This is a genomic window from Christensenella tenuis (assembly GCF_014287795.1).
In the GTDB taxonomy this organism is placed as follows: Bacteria; Bacillota; Clostridia; order Christensenellales; family Christensenellaceae; genus Christensenella; species Christensenella tenuis.
In genome coordinates this window covers 105,981-125,978 of sequence record NZ_JACOON010000003.1, presented here as the reverse complement: position 1 = coordinate 125,978, position 19,998 = coordinate 105,981, and the positions used below count along the sequence as shown (strand labels likewise).

Annotated in this window: 19 protein-coding genes; 13 read left to right on the top strand and 6 right to left on the bottom strand. The window is 50.6% G+C overall.

Annotated features, from left to right (window positions below):
- Positions 1 to 291 precede the first annotated feature (291 nt).
- Complete coding sequence (locus H8S18_RS06560) at positions 292 to 660, top strand: metal-dependent transcriptional regulator (protein ID WP_186857518.1); 369 nt, start codon at positions 292 to 294, stop codon at positions 658 to 660.
- Between the two features lie 186 nt (positions 661 to 846).
- On the opposite strand, the gene feoB is transcribed toward H8S18_RS06560, so the two are convergent.
- The 3 genes from feoB to H8S18_RS06545 all read right to left on the bottom strand — a co-directional run bounded on the left by feoB (position 847) and on the right by H8S18_RS06545 (position 3,621).
- Positions 847 to 2,991 carry a ferrous iron transport protein B gene (gene feoB / locus H8S18_RS06555; RefSeq protein ID WP_186857517.1) on the bottom strand — a complete coding sequence of 715 codons (2,145 nt, stop codon included), beginning with the start codon at positions 2,989 to 2,991 and terminating at the stop codon, positions 847 to 849.
- Positions 2,992 to 3,076: 85 nt separating this feature from the next.
- Positions 3,077 to 3,319, bottom strand: coding sequence for a FeoA family protein (locus tag H8S18_RS06550; RefSeq protein ID WP_186857516.1), 243 nt, complete (start codon positions 3,317 to 3,319; stop codon positions 3,077 to 3,079).
- Between the two features lie 83 nt (positions 3,320 to 3,402).
- Positions 3,403 to 3,621 (bottom strand): FeoA family protein, encoded by a 219-nt coding sequence (locus H8S18_RS06545; protein ID WP_186857515.1) that lies wholly within the window; start codon positions 3,619 to 3,621, stop codon positions 3,403 to 3,405.
- 330 nt (positions 3,622 to 3,951) lie between these two features.
- Between H8S18_RS06545 and H8S18_RS06540 the strand changes: the two genes are divergently transcribed.
- Positions 3,952 to 4,674 carry a LytR/AlgR family response regulator transcription factor gene (locus tag H8S18_RS06540; RefSeq protein WP_186857514.1) on the top strand — a complete coding sequence of 241 codons (723 nt, stop codon included), beginning with the start codon at positions 3,952 to 3,954 and terminating at the stop codon, positions 4,672 to 4,674.
- Between the two features lie 53 nt (positions 4,675 to 4,727).
- On the opposite strand, the gene H8S18_RS06535 is transcribed toward H8S18_RS06540, so the two are convergent.
- Positions 4,728 to 6,611 (bottom strand): sensor histidine kinase, encoded by a 1,884-nt coding sequence (locus tag H8S18_RS06535; protein WP_186857513.1) that lies wholly within the window; start codon positions 6,609 to 6,611, stop codon positions 4,728 to 4,730.
- 306 nt (positions 6,612 to 6,917) lie between these two features.
- Between H8S18_RS06535 and H8S18_RS06530 the strand changes: the two genes are divergently transcribed.
- From H8S18_RS06530 to H8S18_RS06515, 4 genes are all read left to right on the top strand, one after another.
- Positions 6,918 to 7,541, top strand: coding sequence for an HdeD family acid-resistance protein (locus H8S18_RS06530; protein ID WP_186857512.1), 624 nt, complete (start codon positions 6,918 to 6,920; stop codon positions 7,539 to 7,541).
- A gap of 232 nt (positions 7,542 to 7,773) precedes the next feature.
- Positions 7,774 to 8,043, top strand: coding sequence for a hypothetical protein (locus H8S18_RS06525; RefSeq protein ID WP_186857511.1), 270 nt, complete (start codon positions 7,774 to 7,776; stop codon positions 8,041 to 8,043).
- Positions 8,044 to 8,064: 21 nt separating this feature from the next.
- Positions 8,065 to 9,795: an ABC transporter ATP-binding protein gene (locus H8S18_RS06520; protein ID WP_186857510.1), complete on the top strand. Its 1,731-nt coding sequence runs from the start codon at positions 8,065 to 8,067 to the stop codon at positions 9,793 to 9,795.
- A complete protein-coding gene (locus tag H8S18_RS06515) occupies positions 9,792 to 11,657 on the top strand; it encodes an ABC transporter ATP-binding protein (protein WP_186857509.1) in 1,866 nt (621 codons plus the stop codon). The genes H8S18_RS06520 and H8S18_RS06515 overlap by 4 nt, the downstream gene beginning before the upstream one ends.
- Positions 11,658 to 11,954: 297 nt before the next feature.
- Here the strand turns inward: H8S18_RS06515 and H8S18_RS06510 are convergent, their stop codons facing one another.
- A complete protein-coding gene (locus H8S18_RS06510; protein ID WP_186857508.1) occupies positions 11,955 to 13,178 on the bottom strand; it encodes an argininosuccinate synthase in 1,224 nt (407 codons plus the stop codon).
- Between the two features lie 198 nt (positions 13,179 to 13,376).
- Between H8S18_RS06510 and ruvC the strand changes: the two genes are divergently transcribed.
- The 7 genes from ruvC to H8S18_RS06475 all read left to right on the top strand — a co-directional run bounded on the left by ruvC (position 13,377) and on the right by H8S18_RS06475 (position 18,671).
- Positions 13,377 to 13,880, top strand: a complete 504-nt coding sequence (gene ruvC / locus H8S18_RS06505) for a crossover junction endodeoxyribonuclease RuvC (RefSeq protein ID WP_186857507.1) — start codon at positions 13,377 to 13,379, stop codon at positions 13,878 to 13,880.
- A gap of 37 nt (positions 13,881 to 13,917) precedes the next feature.
- Entirely contained in the window at positions 13,918 to 14,505 is a 588-nt protein-coding gene (ruvA, locus tag H8S18_RS06500; protein ID WP_186857506.1) for a Holliday junction branch migration protein RuvA, read from the top strand.
- A 26-nt stretch (positions 14,506 to 14,531) separates the two neighbouring features.
- Entirely contained in the window at positions 14,532 to 15,026 is a 495-nt protein-coding gene (locus H8S18_RS06495; RefSeq protein ID WP_186857505.1) for a hypothetical protein, read from the top strand.
- 258 nt (positions 15,027 to 15,284) lie between these two features.
- Positions 15,285 to 16,322, top strand: coding sequence for a Holliday junction branch migration DNA helicase RuvB (gene ruvB, locus H8S18_RS06490; protein ID WP_186857504.1), 1,038 nt, complete (start codon positions 15,285 to 15,287; stop codon positions 16,320 to 16,322).
- A gap of 14 nt (positions 16,323 to 16,336) precedes the next feature.
- On the top strand, positions 16,337 to 17,356 hold the full coding sequence (gene queA / locus H8S18_RS06485) for a tRNA preQ1(34) S-adenosylmethionine ribosyltransferase-isomerase QueA (RefSeq protein ID WP_186857503.1): 1,020 nt from the start codon (positions 16,337 to 16,339) through the stop codon (positions 17,354 to 17,356).
- A gap of 10 nt (positions 17,357 to 17,366) precedes the next feature.
- A complete protein-coding gene (locus tag H8S18_RS06480; protein ID WP_186857502.1) occupies positions 17,367 to 18,173 on the top strand; it encodes a 4Fe-4S binding protein in 807 nt (268 codons plus the stop codon).
- A 15-nt stretch (positions 18,174 to 18,188) separates the two neighbouring features.
- The gene (locus H8S18_RS06475; protein WP_186857501.1) at positions 18,189 to 18,671 is read left to right on the top strand and encodes a hypothetical protein; all 483 of its coding nucleotides are present in this window, start codon (positions 18,189 to 18,191) and stop codon (positions 18,669 to 18,671) included.
- Positions 18,672 to 18,879: 208 nt separating this feature from the next.
- On the opposite strand, the gene H8S18_RS06470 is transcribed toward H8S18_RS06475, so the two are convergent.
- Entirely contained in the window at positions 18,880 to 19,896 is a 1,017-nt protein-coding gene (locus H8S18_RS06470; RefSeq protein WP_186857500.1) for a YeiH family protein, read from the bottom strand.
- Between the last annotated feature and the right edge of the window lie 102 nt (positions 19,897 to 19,998).

The window sequence follows — 19,998 nt, the reverse complement described above, 5'->3', positions numbered from 1 at the left end:
CGCAAAACATGTCAGGAGTATGTACGTATGGGGAACGTATCTTTTCATATAGTGCGCAGGATTTGCTCCCCGCACCGTTCCCGTCTTGTGGACGGGCAACCTACAAGTGATTAGCATAAGCTAACTTCGCTTGTAAAATTTAGTTAGTCTACGCTAACCATGATTAAAGTCTACCACTACAGCCTGTGTTTGTCAACCCTATATCGCAAAAATTTATTTGAGAACCCCAAGGGCGTGTGTTACAATAGAACCAATAACTTCGGGGACGAAGAAACAGAAGGGGGAGACGGAATGCGCGAATCTGGGGAAAATTATCTGGAGACAATTTTGCTCCTGCAAAAGAAACTAGGTTGCGTCCGCTCGATCGATATTGCAAATCGGCTGGATTATTCCAAGCCCAGCGTCAGCAGGGCAATGAGCATACTGAAGAAGCAGGACTATATTACAATGGATAAAAGCGGTTTCATCGAGCTGACGGATAAAGGCCTGCAGAAGGCCAAGGAGATCTATGAACGGCATATTCTAATCCAGGAATTCCTGATTGAAACGTTAGGGGTGGAGCCGGATATTGCGGAACAGGACGCCTGCCGGATCGAACATATCATCAGCACACGTACCTTTGACCGCATCCGGGAATACGTGGAGGAGCATCGTCAATAACGAAGCCTAGACGGACAGCAGAAAGACGATCTTGAGCTGCCGCATAGCGGGAGGAAGACCAGCGAAAATGGAATAAGAGGCAAGAAAAAATCCGGCAAGTCAATATGCCGGATTTTTTACCCTTTCAGGGCAGGGCCGGGAAGGTACCGGCCCGAGGTTTAGGAGAATCTGTTCAGATTGGTTTTGTTATGAATTTGCTTCCACAGCGGAAAGCGTTTCCCTCTTCTTTGACGGGTCATAGCCCTTGCGCGCCATCAGCCATACAATAAGGGCGATGAGCGCTATGGCAATCACTGCACCGACGCCGAAAGGCTGTCCGAGAACGAACACGCTGCCAAGCTGGAAGATGATGAACGCAACTACATACGCGAGAAGCGTCTGATAGCCGATTGCCGCCCATGTCCATTTTGCATTGCCCATCTCGCGCTTGATCGCACCGATCGCCGCGAAGCAAGGAGCGCACAGCAGGTTGAATGCCATGAAAGAGAAAGCGCTGACCACGGTGAATGTACCGGCCACACTGGCGAGCAGGGCCACGCTTTCCTCGGTCGCATCGGCGATACCATGCAGGACGCCCATCGTTGCCACGACGTTTTCCTTGGCCACAAGGCCGGTGATCGTTGCAACGGAGGACTGCCAGTCGCCAAAACCAAGCGGTGCAAAGACCGGGGCAATGGCATTGCCGATTCCTGCCAGCATACTTTCGCTTGTATCCACCATTTCAAACGAAGTGTTGAAGTTGCTCAGCAGCCAGATCACAACTGTCGAAGCGAAGATGATGGTACCGGCTTTGATGATGAATGATTTGCCGCGTTCCCACATGTGGATCAGTACGCCCTTGGCACCCGGCACACGATACTGGGGAAGCTCCATCACGAAGGGAGCAGGTTCGCCCGCGAAGGGTTTGGTCTTCTTCAGAATGATACCGGAGATGATGACCATACCGATTCCGAGGAAGTACGCGCACGGCGCAAGCCACCAGGAATTTTCCGGGAACATCGCACCTGCGATCAGGGCGATAATCGGAAGCTTGGCCCCGCAGGGAACAAACGTCGTCGTCATGATTGTCATGCGCCTGTCGGATTCGTTTTCAATCGTACGGCTTGCCATAACACCGGGGACACCGCAGCCGGAAGCAACCAGCATCGGGATGAAAGATTTACCGGACAACCCGAATTTGCGGAAAATACGGTCCATGATAAAAGCGACACGCGCCATGTAGCCGCAGTCCTCCAAAAGCGCAAGCAGTACAAAGAGAATGAGCATCTGCGGTACAAAGCCGATGATCGCGCCCACGCCGCCGATAATACCGTCAACGACAAGGCTTTGCGCCCAATCGGCTGCGCCGATCGCCGCAAGGCCGTCGGAGGCCCAGCCAGAGATCCATTCACCAAAAAGGACATCATTCGTCCAGTCGGTCACGATGGTTCCGAGCCAGCTAACCGAAATAAAGTAAACGAGGAACATCACGCCGATAAAGATCGGGATCGCAGCAACGCGGTTTGTCACCACGCGGTCGATCTTATCGGAAATCGTCATTTGCTCTTCGCGCTTCTTTACACATTCACGCATCAGGCCATGGATAAACGTGTAACGTTCATTGGTGATAATGCTCTCGCTGTCGTCATCGTACTGGTTTTCACACAATTTGATGATTTCGTTGATTTTGTTTCTGGTATCTGCCTTGAATTTGAAATGCGCTTCTACTTTTTCGTCCCGCTCGAACAGCTTGATTGCATACCAGCGGAGGCTATTTTGGCTGACGATACCGGAAAGGATTCCCACGATATCCGTAAGGGAAGCTTCCACATCTGCTGCGAATTTATGAACAATGGGCTGTACTTCCACCGTCTTCGCAACGCCGAGTGCCGTCTCGATCAGTTTCGTGAGCCCGGTGCCTTTCAGCGCCGAAGTTTCAACGATGGGGCAGCCGAGTTTTTCGCTCAGCTTTTTGATATCGATTTTATCGCCGCGCTTTTTGATCACGTCCATCATGTTGAGCGCGATGACGACGGGCACACCTGTTTCCAGAAGTTGGGTTGTGAGGTACAGGTTGCGTTCGATGTTTGTTGCGTCTACGATGTCGATAATAACGTCAGGATGCTCTTCCAATAAATAATTGCGCGCAACGACCTCTTCCAATGTGTAAGGAGACAGGGAATAAATACCCGGTAAGTCCGTCACAATGATATCTTTGTGCTCTTTTAATTTACCTTCTTTTTTCTCAACCGTTACGCCCGGCCAGTTGCCGACGTACTGCGATGCACCCGTAAGGTTATTGAACATGGTGGTTTTACCGCAGTTTGGGTTGCCTGCCAGTGCAAGTTTCATTTGCTTCCTCCTCTCGAAAGTTAGCTCTAGCTAACAAATGCTCCAAAAAAATGCAGGGAAAATCCCTGCCATACGCCTAAAAACATTAACTTACCTCGATCATCTCGGCGTCTGCTTTGCGAATCGAAAGTTCATAACCGCGTACGGTAACTTCTACAGGATCGCCAAGAGGCGCAACCTTACGTACATAGACCTGGGTTCCTTTGGTGAGGCCCATATCCATGATTCTGCGTTTTATAGCCCCCGAGCCAGTCAGCCTCATTACCGTTACTGTCTGCCCGCACTGGGTATTGCGCAACGTTTTCGCTTCGGATGTTCTCTGCTTCATACCGTTCCTCCTTTCCGGTCCGCGCCCAAAGGCGCAAAAATACAATACTTCCAAACACAAATTGCGTTTTTGGCTTAAAACTATTACGCATCCGCAACCATAATACGGTTGGCCATGGCCTTGCTGATTGCGATACGCGTATCTTTCACATTTACGATCATGTTCCCGCCCATCTCAGACACAACAGTCACATGTTCGCCCTCCACAAAACCAAGGCTGCCGAGAAAATGACGCACATCATCTTTTCCCTTAATTTTGCAGATAAAAGCTTTTCTTCCAGCAGGGGCAAGTGTAAGCGGCATGATAATAAACACTCCTTCCGATTAGCATAAGCTAATATTTTGGCGAAACATAGGGGTTAGCGCTTACTAACCCTTTTCCACCTGAAAGTTTACCATTGCTAACCCAAGAAGTCAATATGCAAACCATAAAAAAAACAAAAAAATGATCGAACGGGAATTAAAAAAATTCCCGCTCCAGGCCGCGAGCAAATCATAGGAAAGGCAGTTAAAAAATCCGTTCGTTTTTTGGAAGGAGGCTTTCTGGCGGGAAGACGAAAGATTTATTGAAAAAGTTTGCAATATATATTACAATTTCTATGTTTGTGTGCCTTGGAAAGGAATTGGTTTAAAATGTACTACGTTAACATTGGCGACGATGATCCCCTTTTCTTAGAACAGATTACGCAGGAAGTAACAAAAATTCTATCGGACGATCATCTTGTAGAAGGAAGGGATTTCAAGGTCGCTTCTTTCAGCGAGCCGGGGCCGTTATATGATGCGCTTTTAACCAGCCAAGGAATCCACCAATTGCTTTTGCTGGATATTGAGTTTGGTGGGCAGAACGGAATGGAACTGGCAAAGCGGCTGAGGGAAAACGATGTAGATTGCAGCCTTGTTTACATTACAGCGTTCCGGGACTATGTCTACGACTGCTTTGGTACGCGCCCGCTGTGGTATTTGGTAAAGCCTGTCGATTGGGAGAAGCTGGCGGAAATCATCCGCGGTGATTACCGGGAAACCTATAAAAAGAACTATTTCAACATAAAAATCGGCGGAAGGCAGGTCGCATTTCCATATCAGGATATTTATGCACTGGAAGCTGTTTCCCACCGGGTACGTATCTGGCTTGGAAATGGGGCATCGCGGGACTGGAACGGTTCTTTATCAAAGTTGGGGGAAGAATTACCGGGATGGTGCTTCTGCCGGTGCCATAATAGTTTTGTGATCAATTTAGCGCACGTTACCGAACTTATGCGGTCGGAAGCGATCATGGATAACGGAGCGGTGTATCCTGTCAGCCGTAAATATTATATCCCCACGCTGAATCAATATTTTGCTTTTCTGAAAAAATAATGGAATAATCATTTCCCATAAAAAATTCAGGTATCCGCTATGAAAAACAGAATTTATTCGGGCATCAATAAAGCGGTACGAATGAGGAAAACGCCGCCAGCCGCTTCAATCTGCAATTCGCTATGATATTTTCTGGCGATTTGCAGCATTGTTTTCATGCCGTATCCATGACCAGCTCCCCGGCGGGTAATACATAAACCGGAATTTTTATCCATATCAATCGGACCCGTAAAAGAATTTTCCGTTTCGACGAACAAATATCGGTTGCGGATGTGCATGGTGAACTTAATCCAACGCCCGTGCTCCGGCGGCACTTCAGACGCTGCATGAAGTGCGTTATCCAGCATATTCATCAAAAGAATACATAAATCGCGGTCCGGAATGGGAAGGGTTCCCGGCAATTCGACACGAAGCTCCGTTTTCACATCTTTTTCATACGCACGTGCCTGTATGGCGACTAAGATAGAGTTTACTGCAGGATGCGCTGTGATCTGCAAAGGGAGGATTTCCGCCGCTTCGCGGGAGAGAGTGGAGACATATTCCGTCAGGCGCTCCAATTCACCCGCTTGTGCCAATCCCAGGATGGCGGTCAGGTGATGGATCATATTGTGCCGCGCTGCCGCAATCGCTTCATTACTTTGCTGCAAAGCATGCAGGCTTTCGGTAGCCACTGTATTTTTTATCGTCAGAACCTGCAGATCCGTTTGCGTGTTTGCCATGTGGCGGATGAGCTGGACAAAACTAATGATCATGCATAACATGAACAGTATGGTTCCCATCCAGTCTACGGGAATTGCAGAAAAAGAGAAGCCGGTTACCATGGCGGAAAATGCGGCACGGATATATTCATAGAATTCTCCACTGCCGGCCCAGGAAAAAACATATACGCATGCAAGCCCGCCGACGATCAGGGCGAGGCCGGAAAGAAACAACCGAAATTCCCATTTTTTCTCCCGGGATTCCAGTATGGAAAAGACCAATAGGGCAAGCAGAGCGAAGTAGAGCATATTTGACAGAATGAAATACCATGAACCAATGTCCACGCCAAGCACGGTGCACGTTGCCGGAACCATGGAAATCAACATGGGTATGAACAGGAAGGGCGCGCACAGACGCCGCCATTTTTGCATGTGAAACCAAAGAAACAGCATTGGCAAGTAGATAAACAAGGGGCGGAAAAATGCGGATACAGGGATGCTGAGCACGTAATTGGCGTCGGTTGCCAACTCATAATCCGCGAGATAGCGCAGGCACTGGGCAAACGCAGAAAGCAGCAAAAGCAGCAGGGCAAAGTTCCAATCTCCATAAAATCCGCTGTAAAGAAAGGTGCCAAGCATGAGCAAGGCGGCTACAGCAAAGGCAGCTGCCGGCATGGCAGCCCGGCTCACTGCCGAAGCAATTTCTGCGTCACCGATCATGTGGCTTGTAAGGAGAATACCGGGTGTTCCGCCATATTCCGGGCATGTTGTGGCGATGGTTAACGTTTTTCCGGAAAAGCCGGGAGGAAGCGAGAAGCGCACCGCTTCACCGCGGCCCGGAATTCCTTCATAGTCCGGAGGAAATTCGATTTTGCCGAGGACCGGTGAGATTTGCGGACAGGTAGTATAAAGCAGGGAGCCATCTAAAAAAACAGCGGCAGGGCGCGCGCTATCAAGCTCGAGGAAGGTGATACCGGCCGTTTCGTATTCCGCCTCCATTACCCGGGACAGGTAGACCGTTTCTCCATTGGTTTCAAGCATTTCTTCCGGGGTCAGGCCTGTACGTACATCGCCTTTCTGCGTATAGATCTCCCACCCCATGGAATCATTGAGCAAGGGCGTCAGAAAGATACCCTGGATATCTGTAAGCATATAAGTAAACAGAAGTGCCACCATCATCAGAACGACAGCTACGAATATTACCGGAAAAATCCATTTTCCGCGCCCCTGGCTACGCATACCTTCCCTCACTTTTTTCTTGATGCTTCTTTTAGAATATAGGCTTTTAGAATATGCGTCAAGCCTGCGCGAATGACCGGTTAGGAAGAAAAACGGGCAAGTTGGGAAACCTGTCTACCATTTTTGGCGTCCCTGGATTAAAATAATTAGAGCCGTAATAAAAATTCATGCTATATTTTGCCCCTGTTGCCATACGGAAACCATTATAGGTATTGCAGCCGGGCATTGGCAGGAAGTATACTAAGATAGAAATGATTGGAACCGCATCAAGCGGAATCATTTAATAAACAGGAGGAATCATAATTTATGGGTAACGAAAACAGTCAAACAGAACAAAAGACCACGCGGCGGGCAGGCGTAAACGATATGGCCCGCAAAATGACGGGTGGCAACAAGACAGCAGGAATTGTCATTGCCGTATGCATGGTGGTGCTGGGAATCCTGATTTTTATCGCTCCGCTTATCATGGGACTGGGAATCGCCTATCTGGTGACGATTGGCTTTATCGCATACGGAATTTTTGAAATTGTAGCCTATGTCCGCACCCCCGCGGATTACCGCAACGGATGGACGGTTGCCAACGGAATTATTTTTACGCTCCTCGGCATTATGATTCTTGTGGAAGCGCTGGGCGGCCAATATGGCAAGATCAATATGATCTCCACCTTCTCATTCATCATTGGATTCTTTGCCTTGTTCGGCGGAATTACACAAATTTCTTCATACGGAGCGTTCAAAAAAGCAGGCGAGCCGGGCGCAGGCTGGATCCTCGCAAGCGGTATTATCAATCTTGTTCTCGGTATTCTGATTATTTGCGCGCCGATAGCGGGTTGGTTCACTATGGAATGGATTTTTGCGATTTACCTCATCGCGGGCGGCATTGCGTTGTTTGCAGAGGCCTGTTCAGGAAAACTCGCACATAGAAAATAATCGCGGTATATTGCTGCGGCAAAAGTGAGACCGGTTGACTAACAATCCCGTGACAAAACGGCGGTATGCGGCAGCAGGGCATACCGCCGTTTGTTCCCAGGGATTTATTTGATAGGATAGACTTGAATTTACGCGAATAATCCGATATGATCACATTGGAAAAAGAAGAACCAGGACGCAAAAACAGATCATGGCGTCCTGTTTTCACACGAATAAGGAAAAGGGAATAGCTATGATGCAGACGAGAGGGATGAAGCTTTGGTCCGGCCTGAATGTTGCGCTTGGAGCGCTCTCTTTTACCGTGCTTTTGGACGGAATATGGTTTTGGATTGGGTTTGCCTGTGCGGCCGCCGCGCTTATTTTGGGAGGCAAGGGCCGAAAAAGCCCTTATAAAGGAAAGCAAATCTGTTCGGTTGCCAGCATCGTACTGGCCATTGGTGCGGCGGTTTGCTATCTCATTTCCATGTTTTCCATGGGTTACTCCATGCCGGATATACTATGATAATACTTAAGGGGGGACGGAATGTTAAAGCTGTATAAAGGACTAAAACCGTATGTAAAACAGCTGATTGTGATGATCTTATTGCTTTTTGTACAAGCGTTTTCCATGCTTTTGCTGCCATCTATGATGTCGATGATTATCGATAAGGGTGTTGTCCAGGGCGATATGAACTATATCGTTACGGCAGGGATCATTATGATTTGCATCACGCTGGCCGGATCGGCATCCGCAATCGGCGTAGGGTATTTTGCTTCCAAAGTGGCGGTAGGATTTTGTACGGATACGCGCAAAAGGCTGTTTCGCCATATTGATCGTTTTACGCTGGAGGAATTTGACCGGGTGGGAACCTCGTCTTTGACGACGCGTTCCACGAACGATATCCTTCAGGTCCAAAATTTTACCATTATGTTATTCCGGGTGATTATACTGGCGCCGATCATGTGTATTGGCGGCATTACACTTGCCTTTCAAAAGAATGCGACGCTGGCGATGGTATTGGTCGTTTGCATGCCGGTCATCGTGGTGTTCTTGGTGCTCGTACTGCGCAGCGCGTTCCCAATTTTCCGCTCGATGCAGTCCAAGCTCGATAAAGTAAACCTGATTATACGGGAAAACATCACCGGTGTTCGTGTCGTACGTGCTTTTACGGCAGAAGAGCGTGAGGAAAAGCGCTTTGAAAAAGCGAATGAGGATATGACGCAGGCGTCCACCAAATCGCAGGTGAAGGTATCAACGCTGATGCCGCTTTTAATGTTGATTATTAATCTTGGTACGGTAGCGGTCGTATGGTTCGGCGGCCAGCAAATTTCGCAGGGCGTGATTCAGGTGGGTGATATGATGGCATTGATCCAGTATCTGATGCTGATCATGTATGCCCTCGTCATGATGTCTCTGATTTTTGCCCTGATGCCGCGCGCCAGCGTTTGTGCGGAGCGCATTGTGGAAGTACTGGAGATTAAGCCCGTTATAACGGATGCGGCCCAGCCCAAAATACCGGAAAAGCAGACCGGAGTTGTGGAATTCCGCGACGTAACGCTTACCTATGGAAATTCGGAGACGCCGGCGGTTTCCGGGATCAGCTTTACCGCAATGCCCGGGCAGACCACTGCAATCATCGGGGCGACGGGCAGCGGAAAGTCGTCTGTGATCTGCATGATACCACGGCTGCGCGATCCTGCGCAGGGTACTGTTCTGGTGGACGGTGTGGATGTGCGGGAGTATAGCCTTGACGCTTTGCGTAAGCGGATCGGATATGTGCCGCAAAAGTCCAACCTGTTCGCGGGGACAATCCGCTCCAATATCGCTTTCTCCAACGAGAATATGAGCGACGGGCAGGTGAAGCGTGCTGCGCGCATTGCGCAGGCAGACGATTTTATTTCCAAAAAAGAACTGGGATATGACGATCCCGTCGCGGAAGGAGGAACCAACGTATCCGGCGGCCAGCGCCAGCGCCTTGCGATTGCACGCGCCATGGCGACGGACGCGAATATTTTTGTGTTTGACGACAGCTTCTCAGCACTGGATTTCAAAACGGATGCTGCCGTGCGCCAGGCGATCCGGGAAAATACGCAGGATGCGACTGTCATCATCGTGGCCCAACGTGTGGGTACGATTATGAATGCAGACAAAATACTGGTGATGGACCAGGGAAAAATAGTTGGAGAAGGAACGCACGAAGAGTTGCTGCGAACCTGTGACATCTATGCACAAATTGCCAAAACACAGCTGGCCGGAGGAGGTGAGGAGAAATGAGCAAACAACCGCCGAAAAAAAATTCAACAGCAAAGCGGCTGGTCGGCTATTTTAAACCGTACCGCAGGAAAGTTGTATTCCTTTTGATCTGCGCGATTGTGGGCGTCGTTTTCCTGATTACCGGTCCGCGGGTGCTTGGAACAGCGACAAACGTGATCACCATGCGCGCACAGTATAACCAGACAGGCGTATTGAACCTTGACGTCAACAATCCAGAACTGGCAGGCATTGGGGAGATCCGCGAGAATGTCGATGCGGAGGGGAATTATGTCGGTCCCCCGCTTAAGGAGGGGGAAATGCCGATACTGAAAATGGTTTTGATGCTCCTCGTCGCCATTTACGGTCTTTCCGCATTTTTTACATACTTGCAGCAGAAAATTACGGCGCAGGTGGCGCAGCGGGCGATGTTTGACCTGCGGGAAAATGTGGACAGGAAGATCCAAAAGCTTCCGCTCAATTATTACGATACGCATACGCACGGGGATGTATTGTCACGCACGACGACGGATATTGAAACGATATCGACTTCACTCCAGCAAATCATGACGCAGCTTTTGACGGCGATCTTTACCATCATCGGTATTGTAATCATGATGTTTACCCTGAATTGGCAGATGGCGCTGATCGCGCTTGTGGTGCTGCCAGTGGCGCTGTTTGTATGCTCGCGTATTGCAAAGAAATCACAAGCGTTTTTCAAAGGGCAACAGGAAGGCCTTGGGGCCGTCAACAGCTATGTAGAGGAACACTACGCGGGGCATGACGTGTTGAAACTGTATGGCGGAGAGAGCCGTGCGGAGCACGAATTCGATGAAATGAACGATACGCTCAACGAAAATGCGCGGCGCGCACAGTTTGCGTCCTCCATCATGATGCCTGCCACCAACCTTGTCGGAAACCTGGGGTACGTGGGCATCTGTATCCTTGGCGGGCTCCTGACAGCGGGCGGATCGCTCACCATCGGAGCGATCCAGGCGTTCCTGCAATATATGCAGCAGTTTACGCAGCCCATCATCCAAACGTCCAATATCGTCAACATGATGCAGAGCACCCTTGCCGCGGCGGAACGCGTGTTTGAGTTCTTGGACGAACCGGAAATACCGGAAGAACGGAAAGATGCCGTCCACATCGAAAAGACGGAGGGCCACATTACCTTCGATCATGTGAAATTCGGATATTCGCCCGACCGCATTTTGATCACTGACATGAACGCGGAAATAAAGCATGGGCAAAAGGTGGGAATCTGTGGACCGACCGGCGCGGGAAAAACGACGCTTATTAACCTGTTGATGCGTTTTTACGACTTAAGCGGCGGGACAATCAGGATAGACGGGATAGATACTACCGAGATGACGCGCCAAAATGTACGCAGCCTGTTCGGGATGGTGTTGCAGGATACGTGGCTGTATTCGGCCAGTATCCGCGACAATATCCGTTACGGACGGCCGGAAGCAACGGACGAAGAGGTGGAGGAGGCGTGCCGGATGGCAAATGCCGACTATTTCATCCGTACTCTGCCGGAAGGCTATGATACCATTATTGATGAAAGCGCGGGGAATCTTTCCTCCGGACAAAAGCAGCTGCTTACGATCGCACGCGCGTTTTGTGCGAATCCGCAGATATTGATCCTGGATGAAGCGACGAGCTCTGTCGACACACGTACGGAAAAACTAATGACGGACGCGATGAAGAGGCTGACGGAGGGACGGACCAATTTCCAAATTGCACACAGGCTGTCCACCATTTTTGACGCAGATTTGATTCTTGTCTTGAAGGACGGCGACCTCGTGGAGCAGGGGACGCACGGCGAGCTGATGAAAACGGGCGGCGTGTATGCCGCGCTGTACAACAGCCAATTCTCATAAGCATTTCAAAAGAACAATGCAGTGAGGGGCTGCCCAATCAAAAAGCCCGGGAGTAAAAAACAGGCGAGTGCGTGAGCGCAAGCCTGTTTTTGGTTGCAGAATGAATTTATGAAAACAGTACATAACAAACAACGCGATTTATAGCCGAACATCAAGTAATGCTTCCAATTAAATCACAATGCCGGGAATCGCGGTGGCCGCCGCGGCTAAGGAAAGGCTGCCCAACGAAACGCAAAAGAGGCCGTCTCTGTTTTTTCTCTGAGACGGCCCCTTTTGGAATCGTGAATATTATAAGGTTCAAACCTCTTTATCCTTGAGGGCGAGGGCGCGCACCTTGAGCGGCAGACCGAACAGGTTGATGAACCCCTCCGCATCTTTGTGGTCATAAACCTCATCCTCGCCAAAAGTGGCGAACTCTTCGCTGTACAGGGAGTAGGGAGACTTAAGGCCGACATGTGTGCAATTGCCCTTATAGAGCTTCATGCGCACTGTGCCCGTGACCGTTTTCTGTGTTTCGGCTACGAATGCCGCCAGTGCTTCACGCAGCGGGCAGAACCATTTACCATCATATACGAGCTCCGCATACTTCGCGGCTACGCCCTCCTTATAGTGCATGGTATCTTTGTCGAGCGTCAGCATTTCAAGTCCGGCATGCGCCGTATAGAGGATACGTCCGCCGGGATTTTCGTATACGCCGCGGCTCTTCATGCCCACGAGACGGTTTTCCACAAGGTCATCGATCCCCACGCCATTTTCCGCACCGAGCTCGTTCAGTTTGGTGACAAGCTCGACAGGGCCGTACTTCTGTCCGTCGATGGAAACGGGAATGCCCTGTTCAAATTCAATCGTGAAATAGCACGGCTTATCCGGCGCTTCCTCCGGCGTCTTGCAGATCATGTAGAGGTCGTCCTTGGGCTCGTTCCACGGGTCCTCGAGGTCGGAACCTTCGTGCGAGAGATGCCAGATGTTGGCATCCATGCTGTAATTGTGTTCTTTATCTACCGGGACGGGGATGTTGCGCGCTTGTGCATATTCGATCTCTTCCTCACGGGATTTGATATCCCAGATACGCCAGGGGGCGATGATATCGATATCGGGGGCGAGCGCTTTTACCGTAAGCTCGAACCGCACCTGGTCATTGCCCTTGCCGGTTGCGCCGTGACAGATGGCATCCGCACCAACTTCCTTGGCGATTTCGACCAAACGTTTTGCGATAACCGGGCGTGCAAAAGAGGTGCCAAGCAGATATTTTCCTTCGTATACCGCGCCTGCCTGCATCGTCGGGTAGACATAATCGGTGATAAATTCTTCCGTGAGGTCTTCGATGTATGCGTCCGACGCGCCGGTGTTGATGGCCTTTTCATATAAGCCGTCAAGCTCTTTGCCCTGGCCTACGTTACCGCATACCGCGATTACATCTTTTACGCCGTAGGTTTCCTTGAGCCACGGAATGATGATGGAGGTATCGAGACCACCGGAATACGCGAGCACTACCTTATTATACTGTTTTTTTGCATTCATGATAAAAAACTCCTTTTCCGCGCACCCAAGGTGCGTTGCATTCATTTTATGTTTATAATTATACATAAAAATGAATAATTATGCAATAGGGAATTTGTAAAAATACAAATTTTTTATTTCGGGTGCAAAATTGCGAAAAAGAGCGTAATCATGTATACTGTATTTGATTCGAAATGTTCTCGAAAAGGAAAGGTGCAAATGATTGTACTCGGTATTGACCCTGGCCTTGCAACGGTGGGGTATGGTGTGATAAGCTGTGACGAAAAGGTAAGGCTGAAATTGATTGATTACGGCACAATTCTTACGGAAGCAGGTGAGCAGTTTCCGATTCGCTTAAAGCAGATCAACCATGGGATTACCCAGTTGATCGATATGTACAGGCCGGATTCGATTGCGTTTGAAGAGTTGTTTTTCAATAAGAATGTGACGACGGCGATCAATGTAGCGCAGGCACGCGGGGCGGCCCTTGTGGCCGCGTCTGAACGGACGGAACAGCTTTACGAATATACGCCGCTGCAGATCAAGCAAGCGGTGGTAGGATATGGGCGTGCGGACAAAAACCAAGTACAGATGATGGTAAAGACGATCCTTTCCCTAAAGGAAGTACCGAAGCCGGATGATGCGGCGGATGCAGTGGCGGTGGCGATTTGTCATGCGCACAGCGCGCACACGGCGGGAATACTCAATACGAAGATCAAGTAGGGCGCGCAGGCCTTTGGAATTGAAGGAGTAAACATCTATGTATGCATATATAGCGGGGGAAGTCGTACAGAAAGCAGCGACCTATGCGGTGATCGACGTAGGCGGCGTGGGATACCAGATTTTTACGGACACGTTTTCCCTGAATGCGATCAAAACGGGAGAGAAAGCAAAGCTGTATACTTATCTTAAAGTAGCGGAAGACGACATGACTCTTTACGGATTCATGACGCAGGAACAGAAAACAATGTTTGAGAAACTGCTGTCGATCAGCGGAATCGGCCCAAAAGCGGCCGCGTCTGTGCTTTCCGTCATGCGGGTGAACGATATTGCCGCAGCTGTAATTTCAAATGACGACAAGGCGTTTACCAACGTGCCGGGAATCGGCAAGAAAACGGCGCAGCGCCTTGTGCTGGAACTGAAGGAAAAGGTAGACTTCGAAGATGCGGTCGGGATGGATATGGATATGACTGAACTCTCGCAGGATGCGGCGGCGGAGGCGGCCGCGGCACTTACGGGGCTTGGGTACAACAGGCAAGAGGCAGTTGCGGCGATTGCCGCGGTACGAAGCCTTGGAGACACGGCAGAGGAGCTTGTGTCGCTTGCACTGAAACGGATGGGGAAGTAAACCGAAACGGAAAGGAACGGAAAACGATGAAAAAGATATTGACCGTACTGATGGCGGCAATGCTGGCCATGGCACTTGCTGCCTGTGCCGTGCAGCCCGCGGCGGAGGAGTCCGCGCGGATTGCGAATCCGTGGAGCCCGGTAGCAGATGCGGCGGAAGTGAAGGAGAAAACGGGACTCGCGATGGGTGCGCTGCCCGAAGGGGCGGAGAACGTCTCTTATTCCGTATTGGAGGAAGATAAAACAGCGCAAGCGGTGTTTACGTGGAACGGCGATGAATACACGTTCCGCATGGCACCTGGAACACAGCAGGACCTCGCGGGGATGTATGTGGAATTTGACGCTGCGGAAGAAATGACATGGGAAGATTATCCGTACACCATCCGCTATAATGAAGGCAAGGAAGGCATGAGTGAGTGGCACGATACGCCGGCAGACGCAACCTGCACGGTGACGATGTCTGATGGAGCCACGAAAGAAAAGCTGGAGGCGGTGTCCGAAGCGTTGATCCCAGCGGGATGAGTCCGATGGAAAAGAAGGAAGCAACTCGGAGATGCAGCGGTTTTGCGCCGTTGGTCTCAAGAGGCCGCTGGAAGCGAATGGAATTTTCGGGAGCCGGGAGGCGCGCGGGGAATCCGTTTAGAGCAGAAAAAGTTGGGAGAGGCACATGAACTGCCCCGGAGAGAACGGCCATGGGTAATGGCTGGGCCGTGGAAGTCCGGCGGTTCTGGGAGCCTGCTATGTGTTTTTTCGAAGTGACCGAAGGGAGCGCCATAGGGTATGGAAGAAGAGTCCCGCATTGTTTCGGGAATGAAATTGAATGAAGATATGACTGCGGATGTGACGCTGCGCCCGCAATCACTTGGCGAATATATTGGGCAGGACAAGGTCAAGGAAAAAATGGCGATCTTTATCGAGGCCGCCAAGAAACGCGGGGAAGCGCTGGATCACGTGCTCTTATACGGCCCGCCCGGCCTTGGAAAAACGACGCTGGCCCATATTATCGCGCAGGAACTGAACGTCAATATCCGCATAACGTCCGGACCGGCAATCGAACGTCCGGGAGACCTTGCAGCGCTGCTGACGAATCTTTCCGACAAAGACGTGCTGTTTATTGACGAGATCCACCGCCTGAATTCCAGTGTGGAGGAAGTGCTTTATCCCGCGATGGAGGATTACGCGCTGGATATCATCCTGGGCAAGGGGCCGTCCGCACGGTCTATGCGTATTGACCTGCCGCGTTTTACACTGGTGGGGGCGACGACGCGCGCGGGGATGCTGACATCACCCCTGCGGGACCGGTTTGGGGTCATGGGCCGGTTGCAGATGTATGACGCCGATCAGCTCAAAACAATCGTAAAACGCTCCGCAAAGATCCTGGAGATCGAGGTAGATGAAGAAGGGGCGGCGGAGATTGCGCGGCGCTCCCGCGGAACTCCGCGTATCGCCAACCGGCTTTTGCGCCGCGTGCGCGATTTTGCGGATGTACGCGCAGAAGGCATAATCACTAGGGATGCGGCGGATCAGGGGCTGCAGCTTCTGGAAGTCGATGCGCTTGGGCTCGATCATTCCGACCGTTTGATTCTGGATGCGATCATTACAAAGTTTGGCGGCGGACCGGTAGGGCTCGATACGCTTGCGGCGACCACAGGTGAGGAAGCGGGTACGATCGAGGACGTGATCGAACCGTTCCTCCTACAGCTTGGTTTTCTCCAGCGAACGCCGCGCGGACGGTGCGCAACGGAAAACGCATACCGGCACATGGGACTCCCGCTGCCGAAGAATATTGATAACAAGGGACAGACCAGGCTCTTTTAGCCTGAGCGGACACTATGAAGACATCTGATTTCGATTATAACTTACCTGAAGAGCTGATTGCACAGACTCCAATCGAGCCGCGAGACCATTCGCGGCTTCTTGTGTATGACCGGAAAACAGAGGAAGTCAGCCATCGGCATTTTTACGATGTGACCGACTACCTGAAAAAGGGAGACGTGCTCGTTTTAAATGAAACGAAAGTCCTTCCCGCCCGCCTGTACGGGAAAAAAAGGGGAACGGGAACGGATTTTGAATTTTTGCTGTTAAAGCGTCTTGCCCTTGATGTATGGGAAGTGATTATGCGGCCGGGCAAAAAGCTGAAGCCGGGCGGCATTGTGGATTTTGGGCCGGAGCTTTCGGCGGAGCTTCTTTGCAAAAAAGAGGACGGGGTATGCGAAGTGAAATTCCGGCATGAGGGCATATTTGAAGAGCTGCTCGACCGGTATGGCAATATGCCGCTCCCGCCCTATATTACGGAGCGGCTTGAGCAAAAGGAACGCTATCAGACGGTATACGCAAAAGAGGACGGCAGTGCGGCCGCACCTACGGCGGGACTGCATTTTACGCCGGAGCTTTTGGAAAAAATAGAAAAAATGGGCGTTATCATCGTTAAAATATTGCTTCACGTGGGGCTTGGAACGTTTCGGCCCATGAAAGAGGAAACGGTAGAACAGCATGTGATGCATTCGGAGTATTACAGCGTAAGCGCGCAGGCAGCGGAGACGGTCAATGCTGCGAAGCGGGAAGGACGGCGGGTGATCGCTGTTGGTACGACGTCGGTGCGTACGCTCGAAAGCGCGGCAAGGGACGGCCTTGTGCAGGCGGGGAGTGCGGATACGGACATCTTTATCTATCCGGGCTACCGGTTCCAGGTCGTAGACGCGCTCATTACCAATTTTCACCTGCCAAAGTCCACGCTCATCATGCTTGTGAGCGCCCTGATGGGCAGGGAAAAGGCGTTGGACGTTTACCGGCAGGCTGTTGAAGAACGTTACCGTTTTTTCAGTTTTGGGGACGCGATGATGATTTTGTGAGGCGAACGTTATGAAGATATGGGCCGTTTATTTCAGTGCGACGGGGACGACCAAAAAGATCGTTACGGCCATTGCGCGGGGGCTTGGGGAAGGCCTTGGGGCGGCGGAATGTGAATTTGATTTTACGCTGCCTGCCGCGCGGGGCGGATGGCCGGAATTTATGCCGGATGATATCGTTGTTTTTGGCGTTCCCGTTTATGCGGGGCGGGTTCCTAATGTATTGCTGAAGTATCTGGATACGGTTGCCGGGAACGGCGCGTTTGCCGTACCGATCGTTTTATACGGAAACCGGGATTTTGACGATGCCTTGATAGAATTGCGGGATATACTTGCAGGCCATGGTTTTCTGCCGCATGCTGCGGCAGCTTTTGTAGGCGAGCACGCTTTTTCGTATGAGCTTGCGAAGGGCAGGCCCGATGGGAAGGATCTACACTGTGCCAGCAAATTCGCGGAACGGCTGTGCGCAAAATGGTGGGATAGGAGCAGCGGAATTGTTGAGACGCCTGGAACGCCGTACCCATACCGGGGGTATTATATGCCGCGTGACAGGAAAGGAAACCCTATCGATATTCGGAAAGTGAAGCCGTTTACAAAGGAAAGCTGTGATGAATGTGGAGTATGCGCGGAAGTATGCCCGATGGGCAGCATTTCCCGCGAAAATATGCGGGAATGCAGCGGAATATGTATCAAATGCGGCGCGTGTGTAAAAGCATGCCCAAAGCACGCGAAATACTTTGACGACAAAGGCTATTTGTACCATTTGCATCAGCTTGAAGAAGGGCTGAAGAACCGGCGGGAACCGGAGCTATTTTTATAGAATGGGGGAAGGAACATGTTTGGGCACCTGGGATTTTCATATGTGGGACTTATTTTTCTTGTTTTGCTTATCGCTCCCAATATTCTATGGAGCAGGAATCCGCCCGAAGATTATGATAACAGCTTTGAACATGGCATCCTGCTGCTTTTAGAACGTGTTGGACAGGTTGGCTGCGCGCTGTGCGCACTGATGTTCAAAGATTTCAATTTCATGCCGTTTACCCCATGGACGCTGTGGCTTATTTTTGCATTTGCGTTGATGGCACTTTATGAGATATGTTGGCTGCGGTATTTTAAAAGCAGGCGGCGGGCACGGAATATGTACAGCAGTTTTTACGGAATTCCTGTTCCGTTGGCAACGTTTCCGGTGGCGGCGTTTCTGTTGCTTGGGATCTATGGAAAGGTGGTCTGGATGATATTATTTTCTCTTATACTTGGCGTAGGGCACATCGGAATCCATCTGCAGCATGCGGAAGTGTGCGGAATAAAAATAAGATAAGGTATACCTGCACACCCTAGGGTTTGCCTGAAAAGTCTCGCCGCTGCACGGCCTTGTACTTTATCGAAGCCATGGCGTTTTTCATCCGCGCAGCCCTTTGCATACCTTCCATCCAATTGCGTATCCGCCCTTGAGGTGCATGTAAGCGGGTTCGCGGGCGTGCGTGCCGCCCTTGCCCGCAAAAAGGATAGATCAAGAGTAGGCCATCTTACCAAACACCGAGGACGTGTTGCATACCAAGGCTTACCGCGGCGATTCCGATCCAGCAGACAAGGCCCATAAAAATGGGTTTTCCACCTGTCCTGACCAGCTTTACGATATGGGTATTGAGGCCGATAGCTGCCATGGCCATGATAATGAAGAATTTACTGAGTTCCTTGAGAGGCCCTGTCACGAAAGCCGGAAGGTTGAACACCGTCGTGACGACCGAGGCCAGTACAAAAAACAGTACGAACCACGGAAATATTTTTTTGAAGCTGAATGTGGCACCGGTGGCCGCATCCAGCTTTTTTTCTTTACGTGTACGCACGAAGGCCAGCACCAAAGTAATCGGTATGATGGCGAGGGTACGTGTGAGCTTTACGATTGTCGCCTGGTCAAGCGTGTTGCTGCCATGGATCCCATCCCACGCGGCGGCCGCAGCCGTTACCGACGAGGTATCGTTGATAGCAGTACCCGCAAACAGGCCGAAGCCTTCATTGGAAAGACCAAGCGCACCGCCGAGCGTAGGGAAAATAAGCGCGGCAATGACATTGAACAGAAAAATAACAGAAATTGATTGGGCGATTTCCTCGTCGTTCGCACCGATAACGGGGGCGGTTGCTGCGATAGCGGAACCCCCGCAGATGGAAGAACCTACCCCGATCAAGGTGGAAATGCGCGAAGGCATTTTCATCGCACGGTATAAGATAAATGCAAGGATGAGCGATGTGGAAATCGTAGAGATAATGATGGGCAGGGATTGTGCGCCCAAACGCAGGATTTCCGACAGGTTCATGCCGAAGCCAAGCAGAACGACTGCCCATTGCAGGATTTTTTTGGACGTAAAGTTGATTCCGGGTTGGAGAATATCTTTTCGTTTGATCAGGAGGGCCAGAACCATACCGATCAGGATAGCGAACACCGGCCCGCCGACCACAGGCAGGAGCTTGCCGAGAAAAAATGCGGGAATGGCAATTACAAGGCATAAAATAATTCCCATCCAATTTGTTTTTAGAAATTTCATGATACTACCTGCTTTCAAAAAATATAAATACAAGTAGTATTATACCAATTTTAATAATAATTAAAAATTATATATATTTATTAATACATAAATATATGTTAT

What these genes read in the sequence shown, in the direction of transcription:
- H8S18_RS06560 (WP_186857518.1), top strand. Translation starts at nt 292, where the DNA reads ATGCGCGAATCTGGGGAAAATTATCTGGAGACAATTTTGCTCCTGCAA.
- feoB (WP_186857517.1), bottom strand. Translation starts at nt 2,991, where the DNA reads ATGAAACTTGCACTGGCAGGCAACCCAAACTGCGGTAAAACCACCATG.
- H8S18_RS06550 (WP_186857516.1), bottom strand. Translation starts at nt 3,319, where the DNA reads ATGAAGCAGAGAACATCCGAAGCGAAAACGTTGCGCAATACCCAGTGC.
- H8S18_RS06545 (WP_186857515.1), bottom strand. Translation starts at nt 3,621, where the DNA reads ATGCCGCTTACACTTGCCCCTGCTGGAAGAAAAGCTTTTATCTGCAAA.
- H8S18_RS06540 (WP_186857514.1), top strand. Translation starts at nt 3,952, where the DNA reads ATGTACTACGTTAACATTGGCGACGATGATCCCCTTTTCTTAGAACAG.
- H8S18_RS06535 (WP_186857513.1), bottom strand. Translation starts at nt 6,611, where the DNA reads ATGCGTAGCCAGGGGCGCGGAAAATGGATTTTTCCGGTAATATTCGTA.
- H8S18_RS06530 (WP_186857512.1), top strand. Translation starts at nt 6,918, where the DNA reads ATGGGTAACGAAAACAGTCAAACAGAACAAAAGACCACGCGGCGGGCA.
- H8S18_RS06525 (WP_186857511.1), top strand. Translation starts at nt 7,774, where the DNA reads ATGATGCAGACGAGAGGGATGAAGCTTTGGTCCGGCCTGAATGTTGCG.
- H8S18_RS06520 (WP_186857510.1), top strand. Translation starts at nt 8,065, where the DNA reads ATGTTAAAGCTGTATAAAGGACTAAAACCGTATGTAAAACAGCTGATT.
- H8S18_RS06515 (WP_186857509.1), top strand. Translation starts at nt 9,792, where the DNA reads ATGAGCAAACAACCGCCGAAAAAAAATTCAACAGCAAAGCGGCTGGTC.
- H8S18_RS06510 (WP_186857508.1), bottom strand. Translation starts at nt 13,178, where the DNA reads ATGAATGCAAAAAAACAGTATAATAAGGTAGTGCTCGCGTATTCCGGT.
- ruvC (WP_186857507.1), top strand. Translation starts at nt 13,377, where the DNA reads ATGATTGTACTCGGTATTGACCCTGGCCTTGCAACGGTGGGGTATGGT.
- ruvA (WP_186857506.1), top strand. Translation starts at nt 13,918, where the DNA reads ATGTATGCATATATAGCGGGGGAAGTCGTACAGAAAGCAGCGACCTAT.
- H8S18_RS06495 (WP_186857505.1), top strand. Translation starts at nt 14,532, where the DNA reads ATGAAAAAGATATTGACCGTACTGATGGCGGCAATGCTGGCCATGGCA.
- ruvB (WP_186857504.1), top strand. Translation starts at nt 15,285, where the DNA reads ATGGAAGAAGAGTCCCGCATTGTTTCGGGAATGAAATTGAATGAAGAT.
- queA (WP_186857503.1), top strand. Translation starts at nt 16,337, where the DNA reads ATGAAGACATCTGATTTCGATTATAACTTACCTGAAGAGCTGATTGCA.
- H8S18_RS06480 (WP_186857502.1), top strand. Translation starts at nt 17,367, where the DNA reads ATGAAGATATGGGCCGTTTATTTCAGTGCGACGGGGACGACCAAAAAG.
- H8S18_RS06475 (WP_186857501.1), top strand. Translation starts at nt 18,189, where the DNA reads ATGTTTGGGCACCTGGGATTTTCATATGTGGGACTTATTTTTCTTGTT.
- H8S18_RS06470 (WP_186857500.1), bottom strand. Translation starts at nt 19,896, where the DNA reads ATGAAATTTCTAAAAACAAATTGGATGGGAATTATTTTATGCCTTGTA.